This is a genomic window from Burkholderia sp. AU31652, from assembly GCF_002223155.1.
Classification (GTDB): Bacteria; Pseudomonadota; Gammaproteobacteria; order Burkholderiales; family Burkholderiaceae; genus Burkholderia.
Genome location: NZ_NKFG01000005.1, coordinates 2,553,446 through 2,574,673, shown reverse-complemented (window position 1 = coordinate 2,574,673; position 21,228 = coordinate 2,553,446). Strand labels below are relative to the sequence as shown.

Genomic DNA, 21,228 nt, shown 5'->3' with positions numbered 1-21,228 from the left:
CTGTCGTTCGCATGCGGTGTTCATGGGATTCTCCGTGACATCGGGTGCGCGGAACACGTTCGTCCGTGATGGGCTACCGCTTCATTCTTGGCCGCCGGCGCGTGAAACGCAAGGCACAAACAGGCTGTCGTGAGTCGTCGGTTCCACGCTAACCGTCCCGCCGCTGCCGGGCCGCGAGCGTCCCGATGGTCTCCATCGCGTGCTCGACCGCCGGCGTCCACGGCCGGCCGTAATTGAGCCGAAGATAGCGGCGAAATCCACCGGTCGCGGAAAAGATCGGCCCCGGCGCGATGCTGACGCCGCTTTCCATCGCATCGCCGAACAGGTGCATCGCATCCAGGCGCGGCGGCAGTTCGATCCACAGGAAATACCCGCCGCGCGGCGCGAACACTTCGGTGCCGGCCGGAAAATACGCGCGCACGGCCGCGAGCATCTGCGCCTGGTGCGCGGCGAGATTGCGGCGCAGCTTGCGCAGGAAGCGGTCGTACGCGCCGTCGCGCAGGTAGCTCGAAATCGCCATCTGCGCAGGCACGTCGGCCGCCGGCGCGCTTGCGCCCTTCGCCTGACGAATTTGCCGCACGTAGCGTCCGGCCGCGACCCAGCCGATCCGGAACCCGGGCGCGAGGCATTTCGAGAACGAACCGCAATGCAGGACGAGACCGCTGTCGTCGTACAGCTTGGCGGGGCGCGTGGGTGACGTGCCGAAATGCAGCTCGCCGTAGACGTCGTCCTCGATCAGCGGCACGTTGCGTGCCGCGAGCAGGTCGATCAGTGCGCGCTTGCGCTCGTCGGTCAGCGTCGCGCCGGTCGGGTTGTGGAACGACGTCATGAACCAGCAGGCCCGCACCGGATGCGTGTCGAGCGCTTTCTCGAGCGCGTCGAGATCGAGGCCGGTGCGCGGGTCGACCGGAATCTCGACGGCCTTCAGGTGCAGGCGCTGCACGGCCTCCAGGGCCGCATGAAACGCCGGTCGCTCGATCGCGACGATATCGCCGGGGCGCGTCAACGCCTGCAGGCTGAGCGTCAGCGCTTCGAGCGCGCCGGTCGTGATGACGATCTCGTCCATCGGCAACGCCGCGCCCGCATTCAGGTAGCGCAGCGCGATCTGGCGGCGCAGCCCGTCGTGGCCGGGCGGCGCGCCGGACAGCAGCGCCGTGCGATCCATGTTGCGGGCCGCCGACGCCATCGCGCGCCACAGGCTGCTCATCGGGAACAACGAATAGCTGGCGAAGGCGGAGCCGAGCGGGACGATGTTTTCGCATCTGAGCGAGTCGAGCAGCCGGAACAACGTATCGCCGTTGCCCACGGGCGGGGTGGCCGGCTTGCGCGGCGGTTCATGGCCGAACCGCACGCGCTTGTCGTCGACGTTCGCAACGAAATAACCGGACCGTGCACGCGCGACGATCAGACCCTCGCCTTCGAGCGCGTAGTACGCACGAAACACGGTGGACGGGCTCACGCCATAGGCGCGACACGCGGCGCGCACGGTGGGGATGCGCGTACCGGGGGCCAGATCTCCCCGCCGGATCGACTCGGAAATCGTTCGGGCGAGCTTCGCATAACGCTTCATGCCTGCCTCAAGTCGAGCAGCTTTGTGCCGAAAAAAGAGTAGCACGGCGCGCGCCGCGCCACAGGGTCGTTATCCCGTGATCCGCTCGTTTTTCTCGGGCTCTGATCCTGTTTTTCGGCGCGACGCGCTGGCATGCTTTCGCCCCTCGAGCAATCTTTGTTCCCGACATTGACCGATACGGAATTCACGCTGTCCGCCGGCTGATCCGTGCCCCGTGCGCCTGTGCGTGCGAGGTGTAGTCAGCGGTGTCATGACCCTAACCGGAAAACTTCAGCGTGAAATTGAATACTCTCGTCGCGGGCCTCGTGGCCGGCGTTGCCCTCAACCTCCTCGGCGGCGCCGCGCAGGCCGCCTGCATCAGCAATCCGCCCACGCAATCCAACGCGTCGTTCCCCGCCGCACTGACCGGCAAGCTCGTCTATCACAGCTACGTCAAGTACGGCGACGGCACGAGCCAGCTGTTCCTGTACGACTTCTCGGCCCGTACGCTGACGCAACTGAGCAAAAGCGCGTGGGGCATCACCGATCCGATGAACGGCGTGTTCAGCCCCGACGGCAAGTGGCTCGCGTTCATGGGCATCAGCAACGGCGCATGGAACGTGTTCATGCTGCAGCTCGGCGCCGGCACGCCGCCCGTCAACCTGACCAACAGCACGGGCGCCACGCGCAACGAGGATCCTAAATTCAGCACGGACGGCAAGACGCTCGTGTTCAAGCAGAACGGCGACGTCAAGCAGGCGACGCTGTCGTACACGAGCGCGGGCCCGGTGTTCACGTCGGTCGTGAGCCTGACGAACGCACCGTCCGGCGCCGAATACTCGATGCCGTATCTTTCGCCGGATGCGAGCGCCGTGTACTACGCGACCGGCACGGGCGCGAACATGGGGCTGATGAAGCGCACGCTCGCGACCGGCGCCACCGCCACGTTCGATCACCCGGCCGGGCTGCAGACGTACTACCCGATCGTGCGTGGGGACGGCATGGTGTTCTACGCGCGCTGGAAAGACAGCGGCCAGGCCGACCAGATCTATGCGAAGGCCGCGGACCCGGCGTCGACGCCGAACGCGTTGCCGATCAACGACTGCGTGAGCAACAACTCGGATCCGGCGCCGGTGAGCGGCACCAACTACGTGTTCTTCTCGTCGACGACGGCGGGCGGCTACCAGCTCTACGTCGGTGACGTGACGACCGGCCAGCGCTGGAGCCTGTCGCAGTTCGGCGTGAACGCCGACACGACGAAGGCCAAGCTCGGGTCCAGCTACTACGGCGGCCCGGCCGCCGCGCAGCCGACGCTGCTGTCGCAGGGTCGTCCGGCTGCCGCATCGGCGAGCTACAACGCGTCGCTCACGGCCGACAAGGCGTTCGACGGCAACACCACGAGCACGCGCTGGGATTCGCCGGAAGGCGCGGGCGTCGATCCGCAATGGATCTCCGTGGATCTCGGTGCGACGAAGACGATCAGCAGCATCGATCTCTACTGGGATGCGGGCGCGCTCGTGTATCAGATCCAGACGTCGAACGACAATGCGAACTGGACGACGATCTACTCGACCAACAACGGCGTGTCGTACGGCCACGTGACGCTGCCGAACCTGAACGGGCATGGCCGCTACGTGCGGATGCTCGGCACGAAGCGCGCGACGCAGTGGGGGTATTCGCTCGATGAAATGCAGGTGTGGGGATCGTAAGCGCAAAGAAAAAGCGACCTTCGAGGTCGCTTTTTTTTGCATCAAGCGCGGAGAGGATCACGCATGCAGCACGTGCACCGGAAATGCGGGGCTGGCGCTCGCCGCACCCTGCGCAAGCGGCGCGACCTGCTTGCGGCGCTCGCGGGTCGGCGCGACGCCGAACGCGTCGCGATAGCTCTTGCTGAAATGGCACGCCGACTGGAAGCCGCACGCCATCGTGATGTGCATGATCGACATGTCGGTCTGCAGCAGCAGTTCGCGCGCGCGGCGCAGCCGCAGCGTCAGGTAGTAGTGCGTCGGCGTCATGCCGAGGTGTTCGCGGAACAGGCGCTGCAGTTGCCGCTGCGACATGTTCGCGAGCCGCGCGAGTTCCTCGCGTGACAGTGGCTCCTCGATGTTGTTCTCCATCAGCGAGATCACTTCGAACAGCGACTTGTTCGCGGAGCCGAGGCGCGCGACCAGCGGCATGCGTTGCTGCGCGCTCGTGTCGCGCACGTGTTCGACGATGAACTGCTCGGCGATCTGCGTGACGCGCGCGGTGCCCACGCGCGCGGCGATCAGGTTCAGCATCATGTCGAGCGGCGCGACGCCGCCCGTGCACGTGATGCGATCGCGGTCGATCACGAACAGCTCCTTCAGGAAGCGCGTGTCCGGAAACTCTTCCTTCAGCGCCGACATGTTCTCCCAGTGGATCGCGCACGCGTAGCCCGCGAGCAGCCCCGACTTCGCGAGTGCATAGGTGCCCGTGCACAGGCTGCCGAGCGGGATGCCCGCGCGCGCGAAGCGGCGCAGCGTCGACAGATGGGCGGGCGTGGTCGCGCGCTGCACGTCGACGCCGCCGCACACGAACACGATGTCGGGCTGCCCCACGCATTCGGCCGGGCCGGTGTCGACCGTCAGGCCGTTGCTCGCGGTGACCGGGCCGCCGTCCGGGCTGATGACCGACCAGCGGTAGAGCGGCTGGCCGCTCAGGTAGTTCGCCATCCGAAGCACCTCGATCGCATTGGTGAACGCGATCATCGTGAAGTTCGGTAACGGCATGAACGCGAAATGGGACAGCGACGCTGTGCGGTCGGGCGACATGGGGAGCGTTCCTAGAATCTCTAATAGCTTTATGCCCGGGGGCACCGATCGGGCTGCGATATTGTGTGAGCCAGCGCAACAAGCGTGCCATACGGCTAAACCCTAGATCCATACGTTGTCTGGCTGAAAGCGGCATGCTGCACTGCACCGTATTCGTGACGGGCTGCACCCCGACCGGGCGGCAATCGCACCGCCGGCGTGCCTGTTCATAGGTGAACTGGCTCGACCACTTTTGTTGGTCATCCGAAAAAGCACGACCGGTCACTTGTATAAAACGGACGCGGATGGCGGAAAAGGCAAAGAACGCGTCTAAATTCATCAATCCGCCGAAAATCCGAACGACAAGAATAGAGCCGTCGGCAGCCTTGTACGGGACGAGCGGGAAACCCAGGCAGGGCGGGCCTTGAGCTTCGGTTTCAGCCCCTTATTCTTCGTCACGGACGCACTATGTCGAACACCCAGCCTTTCTTCTCGCAGCCCCTTGCCGAGCGCGACGCGCCGGTGCGCAGCGCCATCCTGAAGGAACTCGAGCGTCAGCAGTCGCAGGTCGAGCTGATCGCGTCGGAAAACATCGTGTCGCGCGCCGTGCTCGAGGCGCAGGGCTCGGTGCTGACCAACAAGTACGCGGAAGGCTATCCCGGCAAGCGCTATTACGGCGGCTGCGAATTCGCGGATGAAGTCGAGGCGCTGGCAATCGAGCGCGTCAAGCAGATCTTCAATGCCGGCTATGCGAACGTGCAGCCGCACTCGGGCGCGCAGGCGAACGGCTCGGTGATGCTCGCGCTGGCCAAGCCGGGCGACACGGTGCTCGGCATGTCGCTCGACGCGGGCGGCCACCTGACGCACGGCGCGAAGCCGGCGCTGTCGGGCAAGTGGTTCAACGCCGTGCAGTACGGCGTGAACCGCGACACGATGCGGATCGACTACGACCAGGTCGAGGCGCTTGCGCACGAGCACAAGCCGAACCTGATCATCGCCGGCTTCTCGGCCTACCCGCGTGCGCTCGACTTCGCGCGCTTCCGTGCGATCGCCGACAGCGTCGGCGCGAAGCTGATGGTCGACATGGCGCACATCGCCGGCGTGATCGCCGCGGGCCGCCACGCGAACCCGGTCGAGCATGCGCACGTCGTCACGTCGACCACCCACAAGACGCTGCGCGGCCCGCGCGGCGGCTTCGTGCTGACCAACGACGAGGAGATCGCGAAGAAGATCAACTCGGCCGTGTTCCCCGGCCTGCAGGGCGGCCCGCTGATGCACGTGATCGCCGGCAAGGCCGTCGCGTTCGGCGAAGTGCTGCATGCAGACTTCAAGACCTACATCGACAACGTGCTCGCGAACGCGCAGGCGCTCGGCGAAGTGCTGAAGGCGGGCGGCGTCGATCTGGTCACGGGCGGCACCGACAACCACCTGCTGCTGGTCGACCTGCGTCCGAAGGGCCTGAAGGGCGCGCCGGTCGAGCAGGCGCTGGAGCGCGCGGGCATCACCTGTAACAAGAACGGCATCCCGTTCGACACCGAGAAGCCGACCGTCACGTCGGGCATCCGCCTCGGCACGCCGGCCGGCACGACGCGCGGCTTCGGCGTCGCGGAATTCCGCGAGGTGGGCCGCCTGATCCTGGAAGTGTTCGATGCGCTGCGCGCGAACCCGGAAGGCGACCACGCGACCGAACAGCGCGTGCGCCGCGAGATCTTCGCGTTGTGCGAACGCTTCCCGATCTATTGATCCCACCGACCCGACAATACTGGAGCAACACATGAGCACGCTGCATCAAGACAGCATCATCATCGACGGGCTGAACATCTCGAAGTTCGAGAAGCCGGTGTTCGAAGACATGCGCAAGGGTGGCATCACGGCCGCCAACTGCACGGTGTCGGTGTGGGAGAACTTCACCAAGACCGTCGACAACATCGGCGTGATGAAGAAGAAGATCCGCGACAACAGCGAGCTGCTGACGCTGGTGCGCACGACGGAAGACATCTTCCGCGCGAAGAAGGAAGACAAGACCGGCGTGATCCTCGGCTTCCAGAACGCGCACGCGTTCGAGGACAACATCGGCTACATCGAAGCGTTCGCCGACATGGGCGTGCGCGTCGTGCAGCTCTGCTACAACACGCAGAACCTGGTCGGCACCGGTTGCTACGAACGTGACGGCGGCCTGTCGGACTTCGGCCGCGAAGTGATCACGGAGATGAACCGCGTCGGCATCATGGTCGACCTGTCGCACGTGGGCGGCAATACGTCGTCGGAAGCGATCGCGTTCTCGAAGAAGCCGGTGTGCTATTCGCATTGCCTGCCGTCGGGCCTGAAGGAGCATCCGCGCAACAAGAGCGACGAACAGCTGAAGGAAATCGCCGATGCGGGCGGCTTCGTCGGCGTGACGATGTTCGCGCCGTTCCTCAAGCGCGGGATCGAAGCGAACATCGACGACTACATCGAGGCGATCGACTACGTCGTGAACCTGATCGGCGAGGATGCGGTCGGCATCGGCACGGACTTCACGCAGGATTACGCGAAGGAATTCTTCGACATGCTGACGCATGACAAGGGCCGCTATCGCCAGCTGACGAACTTCGGCAAGGTGATCAACCCGGACGGCATCCGCACGATCGGCGAATTCCCGAACCTGACGGCGGCGATGGAACGCCACGGCTGGAAGGAGTCGCGTATCCGCAAGATCATGGGCGAGAACTGGGTGCGCGTGTTCAAGGACGTGTGGGGCGCATAAGCGCCGCGAACGCCGAACCCCCTTCAGCGATTCAACATTAAAAGAAATCGGGACGTGCCCGTGCAAGCCGCACGGGCGCGCGGACGATGTCGCGCCGGCGCACCGAGCCGCGCGGCCACTTTCCTCACGGAGTCACCACGATGCAACCGCAACTGCCGATCAACGTCGATCCCGATACCGGCGTCTGGACCACCGACGCGCTGCCGATGCTGTATGTGCCGCGTCACTTCTTCACGAACAACCACGTCGCCGTCGAGGAAGCGCTCGGCGTCGAAGCGTATGCCGAGATCCTCTACAAGGCCGGCTACAAGTCCGCCTACCACTGGTGCGACAAGGAAGCGAAGCTGCACGGCCTGACCGGCATGGCCGTGTTCGAGCACTACCTGAAGCGCCTGTCGCAGCGCGGCTGGGGGCTGTTCTCGATCATCGAGGCCGACCCGGCCAGCGCGCGCGCGAAGATCGAGCTGCGCCACTCGTCGTTCGTGCTCCAGCAGCCGGGCAAGGAAGGCAAGCTCTGCTACATGTTCGCGGGCTGGTTCGCCGGCGCGATGGACTGGGTCAACGACACGACACCGGAAGGCAAGGGCGCGCCGCGTGCGCAATCTAAGGAAGTGCAGTGCGCGGCCGAGCATCACGACCACTGCGTCTTCGAAGTGTCGCCGATCGCGCACTGACGCCCTGACGCACGGATTCACCGAAGCACAACAACACCCGCAACACGAGACATTCGAACGCCAGAGGTCGCCAGCGATGCGTTATCCCCACCTGTTCAAACCCATGCAGCTGAACCAGCTGACGCTGCGCAACCGGATCGTCAGCACCGCGCATGCGGAGGTGTATGCCGAGCCGGGCGGCCTGCCGGGCGACCGCTATATCCGCTACTACGAAGAAAAGGCGAAGGGCGGCGTGGGCCTCGCGATCTGCGGCGGGTCGAGCCCGGTGTCGATCGACAGCCCGCAGGGCTGGTGGAAATCGGTGAACCTGTCGACCGACAAGATCATCGATCCGCTCACGCGCCTCGCCGACACGATGCACAAGCACGGCGCGAAGATCATGATCCAGGCGACGCACATGGGCCGCCGCTCGTCGTTCCACGGCGAGCACTGGCCGCACCTGATGTCGCCGTCGGGCGTGCGCGAACCCGTGCACCGCGGCAACGCGAAGATCATCGAGATCGAGGAAATTCGCCGCATCATCGGTGACTTCGCGGCCGCCGCGAAGCGCGTGAAGGCGGCCGGCATGGACGGCATCGAAATCTCGGCCGCCCACCAGCACCTGATCGACCAGTTCTGGAGCAAGCGTTCGAACCACCGCACCGACGAATGGGGCGGCAGCCTGGAGAACCGCCTGCGCTTCGGCATCGAAGTGCTGACGGCCGTGCGCGAGGCGGTGGGCAAGGACTTCTGCGTCGGCCTGCGCATGTGCGGCGACGAATTCCACGAGGACGGCCTCGATCACGAAGCGCTGAAGGAAATCGCGCAGGCGATGTCGGAGACGGGCCTGATCGACTACCTGAGCGTGGTCGGCTCGGGCGGCGACACGCACAACACGATCGCCAACTGCATGCCGCCGATGGCGCTGCCGCCGGAGCCGTTCGTGCACCTCGCGGCCGGCATCAAGTCGGTCGTGAAGATTCCGGTGATGCACGCGCAGAGCATCCGCGATGCGGGCCAGGCCGAGCGCCTGCTCGCGACCGGCATGATCGACCTGGTCGGCATGACGCGCGCGCAGATCGCCGATCCGCACATGGTGATCAAGATCCGCGACGGCCGCGAGGACGAAATCAAGCAGTGCGTCGGCGCGAACTACTGCATCGACCGCCAGTACAACGGCCTCGACGTGCTGTGCATCCAGAACGCGGCGACGTCGCGCGAAGCGACGATGCCGCACATCATCGAGAAGTCGCGCGGCCCGAAGCGCAAGGTCGTGGTGGTCGGCGCGGGCCCCGCGGGGCTCGAGGCCGCACGTGTCGCGAAGCTGCGCGGCCACGACGTCGTGCTGTTCGAGAAGAATGCCGAAGTGGGCGGCCAGGTGATGATCGCCGCGAAGGCGCCGCAGCGCGAACAGATGTCGGGGATCATCCGCTGGTTCGACATGGAAACGAAGCGCCTGGGCGTCGACCGCCGTCTCGGCGTGGCCGCCGACGAGAAGATGATCATGGCCGAGAAGCCGGACATCGTCGTGCTCGCGACGGGCGGGTCGAGCTTCACGTGGCAGGTGCCGGGCTGGGGCGTGGCCGAGGGGCTGGCCGTCAGCTCGTGGGACATCCTGACCGGCAAGGTCGAGCCGAAGCAGAACGTGCTGCTGTTCGACGGCGTGAGCACGCATGCGGGCGCCGGCGTGGCCGACTTCATGGCGAGCCGCGGCTCGAAGGTCGAGGTCGTCACGCCGGACGTGAAGGTCGCCGACGATTGCGGCGGCACGACGTTCCCGATCTTCTATCGCCGCCTGTACGCATTCGGCGTGATCCCGACGCCGAACACGATGCTCGATCGCGTCTACGAAGAGGACGGCAAGCTGATCGCCGTGCTGCGCAACGAGTACACGGAAGAGCTGGAAGAGCGCGCAGTCGACCAGGTGGTGATCGAGAACGGCTCGTCGCCGAACGACGAGCTGTACTGGAAGCTCAAGCCGGAATCGGTGAACCGCGGCCAGATCGATCCGCACACGCTGTTCGCGGCCGAGCCGCAGCCGTGCCTGTCGGAAGAGCTCGGCAACGGCCGTTTCCTGCTGTTCCGTGTCGGCGACTGCATCTCGATGCACAACGTCCACGGGGCGATCTACGACTCGCTGCGTCTCGTGAAGGATTTCTAAACGATGAACCCGTCCTTCCTCATTACCGCCCTGTTGTGGCTGTCGGTGGCGGGGCTCGCATTCGCGGTCGCGAAGCGCTCGTCCTACTGGCGTCTGGGCCGGGCCACCGCGCCCGGCTCGTTCGGCGTCGCGAACCTGTTCGCGATCCCGAAGCGCTACTTCGTCGACCTGCACCACGTGGTCGCCCGTGATCCGTACATCGCGAAGACGCACGTCGCGACGGCCGGCGGCGCGATCGGCGCGCTCGCGCTGGTATTCATCAACTACGGCCTCGCGATCTACTCGCCGTGGCTCGACAAGCTGATCTTCCTCGCGGCGCTCGCGATGCTGGTCGGCGCGGTGTTCGTGTGGCGCCGGCGTGCGGCCAAGGACGTGCCGGCCCGCCTGTCGCGCGGCCCGTGGAATACGCTGCCCTGGTTGCTCGGCTCGTTCGCGCTCGGCCTCGTGCTGTTCATGCTGGTGCCGACCGGCGCGATGTCGGGCGCGTTCGCGGTGCTCTGCGCCGTGCTGATCGGTGTCGGCGCCTTCACGATGACGGTCGGCGCCGCGAAGGGCGGCCCGATGAAGCATGCGATCGCAGGCCTCCTGCACCTGGCCTTCCACCCGCGCCAGGAACGCTTCGCGGCCACCCGCGACTCGTTCACGGGCAACGGTACGGCCACGCCGCCGACCGCGCTGAAGCTGCCGGACATCGAGCATCAGGAGTACGGCGTCGAGAAGCCGGTCGAATTCCGCTGGAACCAGCTGCTGAGCTTCGACGCGTGCGTGCAGTGCGGCAAGTGCGAAGCCGCGTGCCCCGCGTTCGCGTCGGGCCAGCCGCTGAACCCGAAGAAGCTGATCCAGGATCTGGTCGTCGGGATGGCGGGCGGCACCGATGCGGCGTACGCGGGCAGCCCGTCGCCGGGCCTCGCGGTCGGCCAGCATCGCGGCGAGCCGAACGGCCCGATCGTGTCGGGTCTGATCGAAGAGCAGACGCTGTGGTCGTGCACCACCTGCCGCGCGTGCGTGCAGGAATGCCCGATGCTGATCGAGCACGTCGATGCGATCGTCGACATGCGCCGCAACCGCACGCTCGTGCACGGCACGGTGCCGGGCAAGGGCCAGGAAGTGCTCGCGAACCTGCGCGAGACGGGCACGATGGGCGGCTACGACACGGCCGCGCGCTACGACTGGTCGGTCGACCTGAGCGCACCGGTCGCGCAACCGGGCAAGCCGGTCGACGTGCTGTTCGTTGCAGGTGAAGGCGCGTTCGACATGCGCTACCAGCGCACGCTGCGCGCATTCGTCAAGGTGCTGAACAAGGCGGGTGTCGACTACGCGGTGCTCGGTTCGACCGAGACCGACACGGGCGATGTCGCCCGCCGGCTCGGCGACGAAGCGACGTTCCAGCAGATGGCGAAGCGCCTGATCGGCACGCTCGGCACGCTGTCGTACCAGCAGATCGTGACGGCCGACCCGCACGTGATGCACAGCCTGCGCAACGAATACCGTGCGCTCGGGCTGCGCGTGACGGTCAAGCACCACACGACCTTCCTCGCCGAATTGGCCGACAGCGGCAAGATCGCGCCGAAGGCCGTCGAAGCGCTGCAGGACAAGCGGACCACGTATCACGATCCGTGCTACCTCGGCCGCTACAACGGCGAGACGGACGCGCCGCGCAAGCTGCTGAAGACGATCGGCATCCAGGTCGTCGAGATGGAGCGCAACGGCATGCGCGGCCGCTGCTGCGGCGGTGGCGGCGGTGCGCCGCTGACCGACATCCCCGGCAAGCAGCGCATTCCCGACATCCGCATCGCCGACGCCCGCACGATCGGCGCGGACGTGGTCGCGGTTGCCTGCCCGAACTGCACGGCGATGCTCGAAGGCGTCGTGGGCCCGCGCCCCGACGTGCTCGACGTGGCCGAACTCGTTGCCGCCTCGCTGGAGTGAATCGATGAACACGATCAAACGAATCGATCCGCGCCGGCCGTTCATCATCACGGCCGCCGGCCTGAAGCGCATCACGCTCGGCGAGGAAGGCAGCGCCGATGCGAACGCCGTGCACGGGTTCGCGCATGGTCATGGCGCAGCGGCCGCGAAGCCGCGCCGCGCGGTGCAGGATCCGAAGCACGTGATGCTGGTGGTCGCGCACAGTGAACGCGGCGCGCTCGACGATCATTCGCGGCAGGCGATCGCCGCCGCCGCATTGCTCGCCGATGCGCAGACCGAAGTCGCGCTGCTCGCGTTCGGCGAGCTGAAGGACGACGTGGCCGAACTGGGCGTCGACAAGCTGCTGGAACTCGCCGGCTTCGATCGGCGTACGTTCGACCCTGAAAGCGAATTGCAAGCGCTGCAGGCCTGCGTGGCGGCGCTCGCACCGAAACACGTGTTCGTGCCCGACAACGCGACGGGCGACGGCGATCTCGGCCGGCGCTACGCGGCGGCCGCCGGCGCGAGCGTCGCGACCCACGTCGTCGAGATCGATGCGAAGCATGTCGGCGCGTATGCGCAGGCCGGGCGCGCGTTTGCCACCCGAGCGCTGCCCGATGTGATCCTGCTCGCGCAGAACGCGGTCGACGCGAAGCTGCCGTTCGTCGGTGCGGGCGAACGGCTGGCCGCCGACTTCATCCGCCCGGCGCACGACGCCGCGCAACCGTACCGCGATCTCGGCCTCGACGAAATCGACGCGGCCCAGGTCGCGCTCGAGGAAGCCGATTTCATCGTGTCGGCCGGCAACGGCGTGTCCGACATCGGCGCGTTCGAGCGGCTGGCCGGCGCATTCGGCGCGGCGATCGGCGCAAGCCGCGTCGCGGTCGACAACGGCCACTTCACGCGCGACAAGCAGGTCGGTGCGACCGGCAAGACGGTCGAGGCGAGCGTCTACATCGCGTTCGGCATCTCGGGCGCGGTGCAGCACCTGCAGGGGATCAAGGATTGCCGCCACGTGATCGCGGTGAACCTCGACGGCAGCGCGCCGATCGCGAAGCGCGCGAACCTGACGGTGGTCGGCGACGCGCAGGGCACGATCGCCGCACTGATCGAACAGGTGCAGGCCGCGCGCGCCGCGCGTGGCGAATCGCCGGCCGCGGTCGGCACCCGTGAACCGGAAGGAGTCGCCGCATGAACGCCCCCCGCCAGTTGCAACGCATCGCGGTGCTCGTGTCCGTCGGCCGCCATCCGGTCAGCGGTGTCGCGCGCTATAGCCGCAACGACGCGGCCGCGCTCGAAACCGGCCGCCAGCTCGCGGAGCGGCATCGCGCGAAGCTCGACGTGATCCATGCGGGCGACCCCGCGAATGCGGCGCTTGCCGAATATCTCGCGCTCGGCGCCCGGGAGGTCGAGGTGCTGGCCTGCCGCGACGGCGACGACGCCGTGCATGCGCTCGCCGCACGTGTCGAGGGCTACGACCTCGTGCTGACCGGCACGCGCGCCGAGGGCGCGTACGACACCGGCATGCTGCCGTATCGCGTCGCCGCGGCGCTCGGCTATCCGCTGGTGGGTTCGGCCGTCGACGTGACGGTCGAAGGCGGTCGCGTGGCCGTCCGGCAATTTTTGCCGAAGGGGCTGCGGCGGCGTGTCGACGCGGCGCTGCCGGCCGTCGTCGCCGTCCATCCGCTTGCCAATGCCGAGCCGCGCTATGCGTATGCGCGGCTGCGCGCCGGCGCGATCCGGCCGGCGCTCGCGGCGCCCGGCGCGGACGCCGACGCGGCCGCGTGGAAGGTCGGCCCGATCGAGCGTAAACCCGTAAAGCTGGTCGCTGCCGAGAAGCGCTCCGGGCATGCCCGGATGCTGTCCGCGACGACGACCGAAAGCCGTGGCGGCAACGTCGTAAATGAAGGGAGTTCGGTCGAAAAAGCACAAGTGATCCTCGCGTATTTGCGCGAGCATCAGCTCATCGACTACTGATTTTGATGCCTGTCGGCAAGAACCCAGGGATGCAAGGAATCCGGAGCAAACGATGAAAGTATCGGCAGACATTCGTGCATTGATCGAGCGGCGCAAGGAAGGGCACAGCCTCGAAGCGCCGTTCTACACGAGCGAGGACATCTTCGCGCTCGACATGGAGGCGATTTTCCGCCAGCACTGGATCCAGGTGGCGGTCGAGCCGGACATTCCGGAGCCGGGCGACTACGTGACCGTGGAACTGGGGAGCGATTCGATCCTGATCGTGCGCGACGACGACATGGCGATCCGCGCGTTCCACAACGTGTGCCGTCACCGCGGCGCGCGCCTGTGCAATGAAGACAAAGGCTCGGTCGGCAACATCGTGTGCCCGTACCACAGCTGGACCTACAACCTGACGGGCCAGCTGATGTTCGCCGAGCACATGGGCGAGAAGTTCGACCGCTGCAAGCACAGCCTGAAGTCGGTGCACGTCGAGAACCTCGCGGGCCTGATCTTCGTCTGCCTCGCCGACGAGCCGCCCGCCGACTTCGCGCAGCTGCGCGCCGAGATGGAGCCGTACCTGCTGCCGCACGATCTGCCGAACACGAAGATCGCCGCGCAGGTCGACATCATCGAGGAAGGCAACTGGAAGCTCACGATGGAGAACAACCGCGAGTGCTATCACTGCGTCGCGAACCATCCGGAGCTCACCATCTCGCTGTACGAATACGGCTTCGGCTACCAGCGCTCCGACGCGAACGCCGAAGGCATGGACGCGTTCGCGGAAACCTGCGTGCGGCGCGGCAAGGAGTGGGCCGAGATGGGCCTGCCGTCCGAGGAGATCGAGAAGCTGCTCGACGTGACGGGCTTCCGCACGCAGCGCCTGCCGCTCGATCGCCACGGCGAATCGCAGACGCTCGATGCGAAGGTCGCATCGAAGAAGCTGCTCGGCGGCTTTGACAAGGCCGACCTCGGCGGGCTGTCGTTCTGGACGCAGCCGAACTCGTGGCACCACTTCATGAGCGATCACATCGTGACGTTCTCGGTGATCCCGCTGTCGGCCGGCAAGACGCTCGTGCGCACGAAGTGGCTCGTGCACAAGGACGCGAAGGAAGGCATCGACTACGACGTGAAGAACCTCACGGCCGTGTGGAACGCGACCAACGACCAGGATCGCGCGCTCGTCGAATTCTCGCAGCGCGGCGCGACCAGCAGCGCGTACGAGCCGGGCCCGTATTCGCCGTTCACGGAAGGTCTCGTCGAAAAATTCTCGGCCTGGTATATCGGCCGGCTCGCCGAAAAAACCGGCGCGTAGTACCCAGAAGCGGACAAGCGGAGCAAGACATGATGCGAGATGCGGCCAACTTCGAGCCGACGGACAGCCGGGTGACGCGCCCGGCGTTCTGGAACGCCCTTCCCGAGCGCTGGACGAGCGACGTCGAGGAAACGCTGGTGTGCTGCCACGTGCGGCAGGAAACGCACGACGTGAAGAGTTTCTTCTTCCGTTCGCCGCAAGGCCGCTCGTTCTCGTTTGAGCCCGGGCAGTTCCTCACGCTCGAGCTCGACATCGACGGCGAAACGATCAATCGCTGCTACACGATCTCGTCGTCGCCCGCGCGGCCGCACACGGTGTCGATCACGGTGAAGCGCGTGCCGGGCGGCAAGGTGTCGAACTGGCTGCACGACAACCTGCAGCCGGGCGCCGCGGTGCGCGTGCTCGGCCCGGCCGGCGAATTCACGTGCGCGCGGCATCCGGCGCGCAAGTACCTGTTCCTGTCGGCCGGCTCGGGCGTCACGCCGCTGATGTCGATGAGCCGCGCGCATCATGATCTCGCCGAGGATCGCGACATCCTGTTCGTGCACAGCGCGCGCACGCCGGACGACATCATCTTCGCGCGCGAGCTCGACCTGATCGCGTCGAACCACACGAATTTCCGCACGTCGTTCGTCGTCGAGCGCGTCGGCGCCCGCACCAACTGGCCGGGCGTCACGGGCTTCCTGACGCTGCCGCTGCTGAAGCTGATCGCACCGGATTTCATGGAGCGCGAAATCTTCACGTGCGGCCCCGCGCCGTACATGAAGGCCGTGCGCGACCTGCTCGACGAAGCCGGCTTCGATCGCAAGCAGTATCACGAGGAAAGCTTCTCGTTCGAAACGCTTGCCGAAACCGCAAGCGACGAATTGCTCGCCGATCTCGCCCCGCTGGCCGACGGCGCCGACACCGACACCGCAACGAAGCAGTACACGGTCAGCTTCGCCAAGAGCAATCGCGAGATTTCGTGCGGCTCGGAGCAGCACGTGCTGGATGCGGCGCGCCAGTCGGGCGTGCGGCTGCCGGCCTCGTGCACGCAGGGCATGTGCGGCACCTGCAAGGTGAAGCTCGTGTCGGGGCAGGTTGAAATGAAGCACAACGGCGGCATCCGCCAGCGCGAGATCGACCAGGGGATGGTGCTGCTGTGCTGCAGCAAGCCGCTGTCGGATCTCGTGATCGACAAGTAGTCGCAACACGCCATCGGCTGCCCGGGCGCGTCGCGTCCGGACAAGCATCCGTCGGAAAACAACGATACCGCGGATTTGTGGTTGAAGAACCTAGAGAGGCAACGCGCACGGTGCGCATATCAAGGAGATCGACCATGAAGCTGTTCGGAAAACTGTTGTGGACCGGCGCACTGTCGGCCATGGTGGCGCTGAGCGCGTCCGCACTTGCCGATACGAAGCCCACGCTGAAGATCGGTTACGTCGAAGGCTGGGACGACAGCGTGGCGACGTCGAACGTCGCGGCGCGCGTGATCGAGAAGAAGCTCGGCTATGAAGTGAAGCTCGTGCCGGTCGCTGCCGGGATCATGTGGCAGGGCGTCGCGCGCGGTGATCTCGATGCGACGCTGTCCGCGTGGCTGCCGGTCACGCACGGCTCGTACTGGGATGAATACAAGGCCAAGGTCGTCGACCTCGGCGCGAATTTCCCGGATGCAAAGATCGGCCTGATCGTGCCCGCCTACGTGAAGGCGAAGAGCATCGACGACCTGAACGCGGAGAAGGGCAGCTTCGGCGGCCGGATCGTCGGCATCGATGCCGGTGCAGGCGTGATGCGCAAGACCGACGACGCGATCAAGAGCTACGGGCTGAACTACACGCTGATGCCGAGCTCGGGCAGCGCGATGACGGCCGAGCTGTCGCGTTCGGTCAATGCGAGCAAGCCGGTGATCGTGACGGGCTGGGCGCCGCACTGGATGTTCGCGAAGTGGAAGCTGCGCTTCCTCGAGGATCCGAAGAAGGTGTTCGGCGGCGCGGAGCACGTCGACAGCGTCGTGAATCCGGGGCTCGAAACGAAGGCGAAGCCGGTGGTCGCGTTCCTGAAGAAATTCCAGTGGAAGCCGGGTGAAATCGACAGCGTGATGCTGGCGATCCAGAACGGCTCGAAGCCGGAAGCAGCCGCCGATGCGTGGATTGCAGCCCATGCGGATCGCGTGAATGCATGGACGGAAGGCGTGCAGTAAGCCGGCAGTGAATCGCCTCGATAACTAGATGAAGAGACAGTCCGGGAAAGGTCGGTAGTAATGCGAAATAATTGCACTGCGACACGACCTTATCCCGGAATTATTTTTTTGATTCTGCAGAAAAGTGCGTAAGTTGTTACACTAGCGCCCTTGTGCGGAGTCATCACAGGAGGAATTGGATGAGTCAGGCAGGACTGCGTGCGAATCGCACCAGTGATGTTGAGGCAACCATCTCACATGATTCGCCGGGCCACACGCTGCATCGTGGCCTGACTTGGAAAGACGCTTTTTGGGTAACGAGCGGCGTGCCGGCAGGCGTGCTGTTCACGATCGGCGGCGTATGCGCGACGATCGGCCAGCCCGCGTGGGCGATCTGGATCGCCGCGATCACGATGGGGCTGGTTCAAAGCGCGACTTATGCGGAAATATCGGGGCTATTTCCCCATAAATCGGGCGGCGCGTCCGTATATGGCGCGATCGGCTGGGTCCGTTACAGCAAGCTGATTGCCCCGGTTTCCGTGTGGTGCAACTGGCTCGCGTGGTCGCCGATGCTCGCGCTCGGCTGCGGCCTCGCGGCGAGCTATGCGCTCACGAGTCTCTTTCCCGCCGACGCGGCGGTGCTGCACTGGCAGCTCAAGGTTGCGGATCTCGGGTTCATCAAGCCGGGTCTGTCCCTGCGGATCAATGCGACGTTCATCATCGCGACGATCCTGCTTCTCATTACGTTCAAGCTTCAGCACAGCGGTGCATCGAAGGCTGCGCGTACGCAGCGCATTCTTGGCATCGCGTCGCTCACGCCGCTGTTGATCGTCGGCATCGTGCCGTTCGTCACGGGCGACGTGCCGATGTCGAACCTGCTCCCGCTGCTGCCGCTCGGTCACGACGCGCACGGCAATCTCACGGCCGCGACGTTCGGCTCGTGGAACGGGCAAGGCGTCACGATGGCGCTCGGTGCGATGTTCATGGCCGGCTGGGCGTCGTATGGCTTCGAGACGGCCGTCTGCTACACGCGTGAATTCCGTGACCCGCGTCGCGATACCGCCAAGGCGATCTTCTGGTCGGGCGCACTGTGCCTCGTCGTGATGACGCTCGTGCCGATGGCGTTCCAGGGCGCGCTCGGCACGCAGGCGATGCTCGATCCGTCGATCGGCGACGGCACCGGCGTCGCGGCCGCGATGGCCAAGATCGTCGGCGGTGGCGCGTGGGTCGCGAATGCGGTCGTCGTGATGCTGATGCTGTCGATCCTGCTGATCGTGATGACGTCGATGATGGGCTCGTCGCGTACGCTGTACCAGGCATCGGTCGACGGCTGGCTGCCGAAGTACCTGTCGCACGTGAATGAGCACGGCTCGCCCACGCGCGCGATGTGGACCGATCTCGGCTTCAACCTCGTGTTGCTGATGATGTCGGACTACATGACGGTGCTGTCGATCTCGAACGTCTGCTACATGCTGTTCGTATTCCTGAATCTTCAGTCGGGCTGGATCCACCGGATGGATCGCGGCAACTGGGATCGGCCGTTCCGCTGCCCGACGTGGCTGCTCGTCGGCGGCGCGATCTGCGGGTATGCGAACCTCGTCTATGTCGGCGCCGGTGCGAACCTGCAGGGCGACGGCACGCTGCGCAACGGGCTGATCGCGATGCTGCTGATCGTGCCGGTGTTCCTGTTCCGCCATTACTGGCAGGACCGCGGCCGGTTCCCCGCGCAGATGCAGCGCGACATGGAGCTCGAAGTGCCGAAGCGCGCGATGTGGCTGAACCTGATGCCTTACGTTGCGCTGGTTGGCGCGGGGCTGACGATCTGGCTGTCGTATTACTTCGCGTGGGTAAAGTGACGCGGTAGCGCACGCGCTGCGGCGCGCGGCGGCTCCGGAAACCGCACCCGGAGCGTCGCGTGGCGCATCGCGGCGACAAAAAAGGCTCGACCGGTACCTACCGGTCGAGCCTTTCTCGTTTCTGCCGCGTGCCGAACGCGACGCCTTTTCGCTTACGGAAACACCACCGTCCGGTCCCCGTTCAGGAACACGCGCCGCTCGATGAACGCCTTCACCGCGCGTGCGAGCGTGAGCGATTCGACATCACGCCCGACCGCAAGCAACTGCTCCGGCCGCAGCGCATGATCGACGCGCTCGACGACCTGCTCGATGATCGGGCCTTCGTCGAGATCGTCGGTGACGAAGTGCGCGGTCGCGCCGATCAGCTTCACGCCGCGCGCGTGCGCCTGGTGATACGGCTTCGCGCCCTTGAAGCCGGGCAGGAACGAATGATGGATGTTGATCGCGCGGTTCGCGAGCTTCGCGCTGGTTTCTTGCGACAGCACCTGCATGTAGCGCGCGAGGATCACGAGTTCGGCGCCGCTCGATTCGAAGAAGTCGAGCCACTGCGCTTCCTGCTGCGCCTTCGTCTCGGCCGTGATCGGGAAGTGGCGGAACGGCAGCCCGTGCTGCGCGGCGAGCGGCTCGAAGTCGGGATGGTTCGACACGATGCCGACGATGTCCATCTTCAGCTCGCCCATCCGCCAGCGGAACAGCAGGTCCGCGAGGCAGTGCTCGAGCTTCGACACCATGATCAGCACCTTGGGCCGGGCGTTCACGTCGTGGATGGCCCACTGCATGTCGCCTTGCTGGCCGCCGAGGCTGGCCGCGATCGGTGCGAATTCGTGGCGCAGCGCATCGATCTGCAGCGTTTCATCCGTCGGATGAAAGACGCAGCGCACGAAGAAGCGGTTGCTGAGATCGTCGTCGAACACGTTCAGCGCATCGACATAGCAGCGATGGCGATCGAGAAAGCCGACGACGGCGGCGACCTGGCCGGCCGCGCTCGCGCACGACAGTGTCAGGACGAATTGATCGGGGCGGTGCTCGGCGGTCATGAGATTCCTCGGATGGCATGGGCGCACGTCCGTGCGGCGGCGCACGAAAGCGCCGCGCCGCGCGGGTTGCGGGAGGCTCAAGTAAATCAGGACGATTTCGGGGCGGATAGAACCAACGCGCCGTGTGGCTGGTATCGGCGCGCCAGCACGCGGGGGCAGGGGGCGCCCGTCACGCGCTCGCGCACGCGTCGAGCAGCCAGCGCCGGAACACGTGGGTCGCGTCCGGCTCGGGCCGCTGCGGCGGCCGCACCAGGAAGTAGCCGCGCGACGTGACGACCGGCGCGTCGACGAGCTTCACGAGCTGCCCCGACGCGACGAGTTCGTCGACGAGCGGCGACCAGCCGAGCGCGACGCCCTCGCCGAGCAGCGCCGCATGGATCACGAGCGCGTAGCTGTTGAAGGTCACGCCGCGCGCGGCGACGGCCGTATCGAGGCCGTGCGCGTCGAACCAGCCGGACCACGACAGCCAGCGCTCGGGGCGCGTCGGCTGCACGTGCAGCAACGGCAGGGCCGGCAGGTGCTCGGCCCGCGCGACGTGCGGGTGCGCGTCACGGAACGCGGGCGAGCAGACAGGCGTGACCGATTCCGGAAAGAGTCGCGCGGCGGTGCACGATGGCCAGTGGCCGTCGCCGAACAGGATCGCGATGTCGCCGTGGTCGCGCTGCGCGTCGTAATCCTGTGACGTGACGACGCGCACGTCGACATCCGGCATCACGCGCTTCAGCCCGGCCAGGCGGGGCATCAGCCAGTAGGTCGCGAAGCCGAAGTCGGTGACGATCGTGAGCGCGCCGTGCTCGCGGCGCGCGCGCAGGGTCGCGGTCGCGCCGCGCAGCGTGTCGAGGCTCAGCCGCACGGCTTCGTACAGGCACTCGCCGTCGGCCGTCAGCGTGACACCGCGCGGGCTGCGCTCGAACAGCGGCACGCCCAGTTCGGCTTCGAGCTGGAACACCTGCTGGCTCACGGCCGGCTGGGTGGAGCCGAGCTCGCGCGCTGCGGCCGTGAAGCTCGCGAGCCGGGCGGCCGATTCGAACGCGCGCAGCGCCTGCATCGACGGTAACGGTTCGGATTTCGACATAAGTCTCTCTAATGGCCCCATAAGGGCCGGACGCCTACCC

General features: G+C 66.2%; 16 protein-coding genes. 12 read left to right on the top strand and 4 right to left on the bottom strand.

Annotated features, from left to right (window positions below; genetic code table 11):
- Positions 1 to 148: 148 nt before the first annotated feature.
- Positions 149 to 1,570, bottom strand: coding sequence for an aminotransferase-like domain-containing protein (locus CFB40_RS29070; RefSeq protein ID WP_089433124.1), 1,422 nt, complete (start codon positions 1,568 to 1,570; stop codon positions 149 to 151).
- A gap of 275 nt (positions 1,571 to 1,845) precedes the next feature.
- On the opposite strand from CFB40_RS29070, the gene CFB40_RS29065 reads away from it, so the two are divergent.
- Positions 1,846 to 3,258, top strand: a complete 1,413-nt coding sequence (locus CFB40_RS29065) for a discoidin domain-containing protein (protein WP_089433123.1) — start codon at positions 1,846 to 1,848, stop codon at positions 3,256 to 3,258.
- Between the two features lie 57 nt (positions 3,259 to 3,315).
- On the opposite strand, the gene CFB40_RS29060 is transcribed toward CFB40_RS29065, so the two are convergent.
- The gene (locus tag CFB40_RS29060; RefSeq protein ID WP_089426837.1) at positions 3,316 to 4,341 is read right to left on the bottom strand and encodes a GlxA family transcriptional regulator; all 1,026 of its coding nucleotides are present in this window, start codon (positions 4,339 to 4,341) and stop codon (positions 3,316 to 3,318) included.
- Positions 4,342 to 4,788: 447 nt separating this feature from the next.
- On the opposite strand from CFB40_RS29060, the gene CFB40_RS29055 reads away from it, so the two are divergent.
- The 11 genes from CFB40_RS29055 to CFB40_RS29005 all read left to right on the top strand — a co-directional run bounded on the left by CFB40_RS29055 (position 4,789) and on the right by CFB40_RS29005 (position 19,076).
- Positions 4,789 to 6,063 carry a serine hydroxymethyltransferase gene (locus CFB40_RS29055; protein WP_059600252.1) on the top strand — a complete coding sequence of 425 codons (1,275 nt, stop codon included), beginning with the start codon at positions 4,789 to 4,791 and terminating at the stop codon, positions 6,061 to 6,063.
- Positions 6,064 to 6,094: 31 nt separating this feature from the next.
- The gene (locus tag CFB40_RS29050) at positions 6,095 to 7,066 is read left to right on the top strand and encodes a dipeptidase (RefSeq protein WP_042588480.1); all 972 of its coding nucleotides are present in this window, start codon (positions 6,095 to 6,097) and stop codon (positions 7,064 to 7,066) included.
- A gap of 140 nt (positions 7,067 to 7,206) precedes the next feature.
- Positions 7,207 to 7,740, top strand: a complete 534-nt coding sequence (locus CFB40_RS29045; RefSeq protein ID WP_006488993.1) for a DUF5943 domain-containing protein — start codon at positions 7,207 to 7,209, stop codon at positions 7,738 to 7,740.
- Positions 7,741 to 7,816: 76 nt separating this feature from the next.
- Entirely contained in the window at positions 7,817 to 9,880 is a 2,064-nt protein-coding gene (locus CFB40_RS29040) for an NADH:flavin oxidoreductase (RefSeq protein WP_021160633.1), read from the top strand.
- A gap of 3 nt (positions 9,881 to 9,883) precedes the next feature.
- The gene (locus tag CFB40_RS29035) at positions 9,884 to 11,809 is read left to right on the top strand and encodes a (Fe-S)-binding protein (protein ID WP_089426838.1); all 1,926 of its coding nucleotides are present in this window, start codon (positions 9,884 to 9,886) and stop codon (positions 11,807 to 11,809) included.
- Between the two features lie 4 nt (positions 11,810 to 11,813).
- Positions 11,814 to 12,983 (top strand): electron transfer flavoprotein subunit alpha/FixB family protein, encoded by a 1,170-nt coding sequence (locus CFB40_RS29030; RefSeq protein WP_089433122.1) that lies wholly within the window; start codon positions 11,814 to 11,816, stop codon positions 12,981 to 12,983.
- Positions 12,980 to 13,765 (top strand): electron transfer flavoprotein subunit beta/FixA family protein, encoded by a 786-nt coding sequence (locus CFB40_RS29025; RefSeq protein WP_089433121.1) that lies wholly within the window; start codon positions 12,980 to 12,982, stop codon positions 13,763 to 13,765. Before CFB40_RS29030 ends, CFB40_RS29025 begins: the two co-directional genes overlap by 4 nt.
- A 52-nt stretch (positions 13,766 to 13,817) precedes the next feature.
- A complete protein-coding gene (locus CFB40_RS29020) occupies positions 13,818 to 15,059 on the top strand; it encodes an aromatic ring-hydroxylating oxygenase subunit alpha (protein WP_089426841.1) in 1,242 nt (413 codons plus the stop codon).
- Positions 15,060 to 15,088: 29 nt separating this feature from the next.
- Complete coding sequence (locus tag CFB40_RS29015) at positions 15,089 to 16,243, top strand: hybrid-cluster NAD(P)-dependent oxidoreductase (protein ID WP_089426842.1); 1,155 nt, start codon at positions 15,089 to 15,091, stop codon at positions 16,241 to 16,243.
- A 134-nt stretch (positions 16,244 to 16,377) separates the two neighbouring features.
- Positions 16,378 to 17,241 carry a glycine betaine ABC transporter substrate-binding protein gene (locus tag CFB40_RS29010; RefSeq protein ID WP_089426843.1) on the top strand — a complete coding sequence of 288 codons (864 nt, stop codon included), beginning with the start codon at positions 16,378 to 16,380 and terminating at the stop codon, positions 17,239 to 17,241.
- A 179-nt stretch (positions 17,242 to 17,420) separates the two neighbouring features.
- Positions 17,421 to 19,076 carry an APC family permease gene (locus tag CFB40_RS29005; protein WP_089426844.1) on the top strand — a complete coding sequence of 552 codons (1,656 nt, stop codon included), beginning with the start codon at positions 17,421 to 17,423 and terminating at the stop codon, positions 19,074 to 19,076.
- Between the two features lie 152 nt (positions 19,077 to 19,228).
- Here the strand turns inward: CFB40_RS29005 and purU are convergent, their stop codons facing one another.
- Both purU and CFB40_RS28995 read right to left on the bottom strand, forming a co-directional pair.
- Entirely contained in the window at positions 19,229 to 20,113 is an 885-nt protein-coding gene (gene purU, locus CFB40_RS29000; RefSeq protein ID WP_089433120.1) for a formyltetrahydrofolate deformylase, read from the bottom strand.
- 169 nt (positions 20,114 to 20,282) lie between these two features.
- Positions 20,283 to 21,188 (bottom strand): choline sulfate utilization transcriptional regulator, encoded by a 906-nt coding sequence (locus CFB40_RS28995; protein WP_089426846.1) that lies wholly within the window; start codon positions 21,186 to 21,188, stop codon positions 20,283 to 20,285.
- Positions 21,189 to 21,228: the final 40 nt, after the last annotated feature.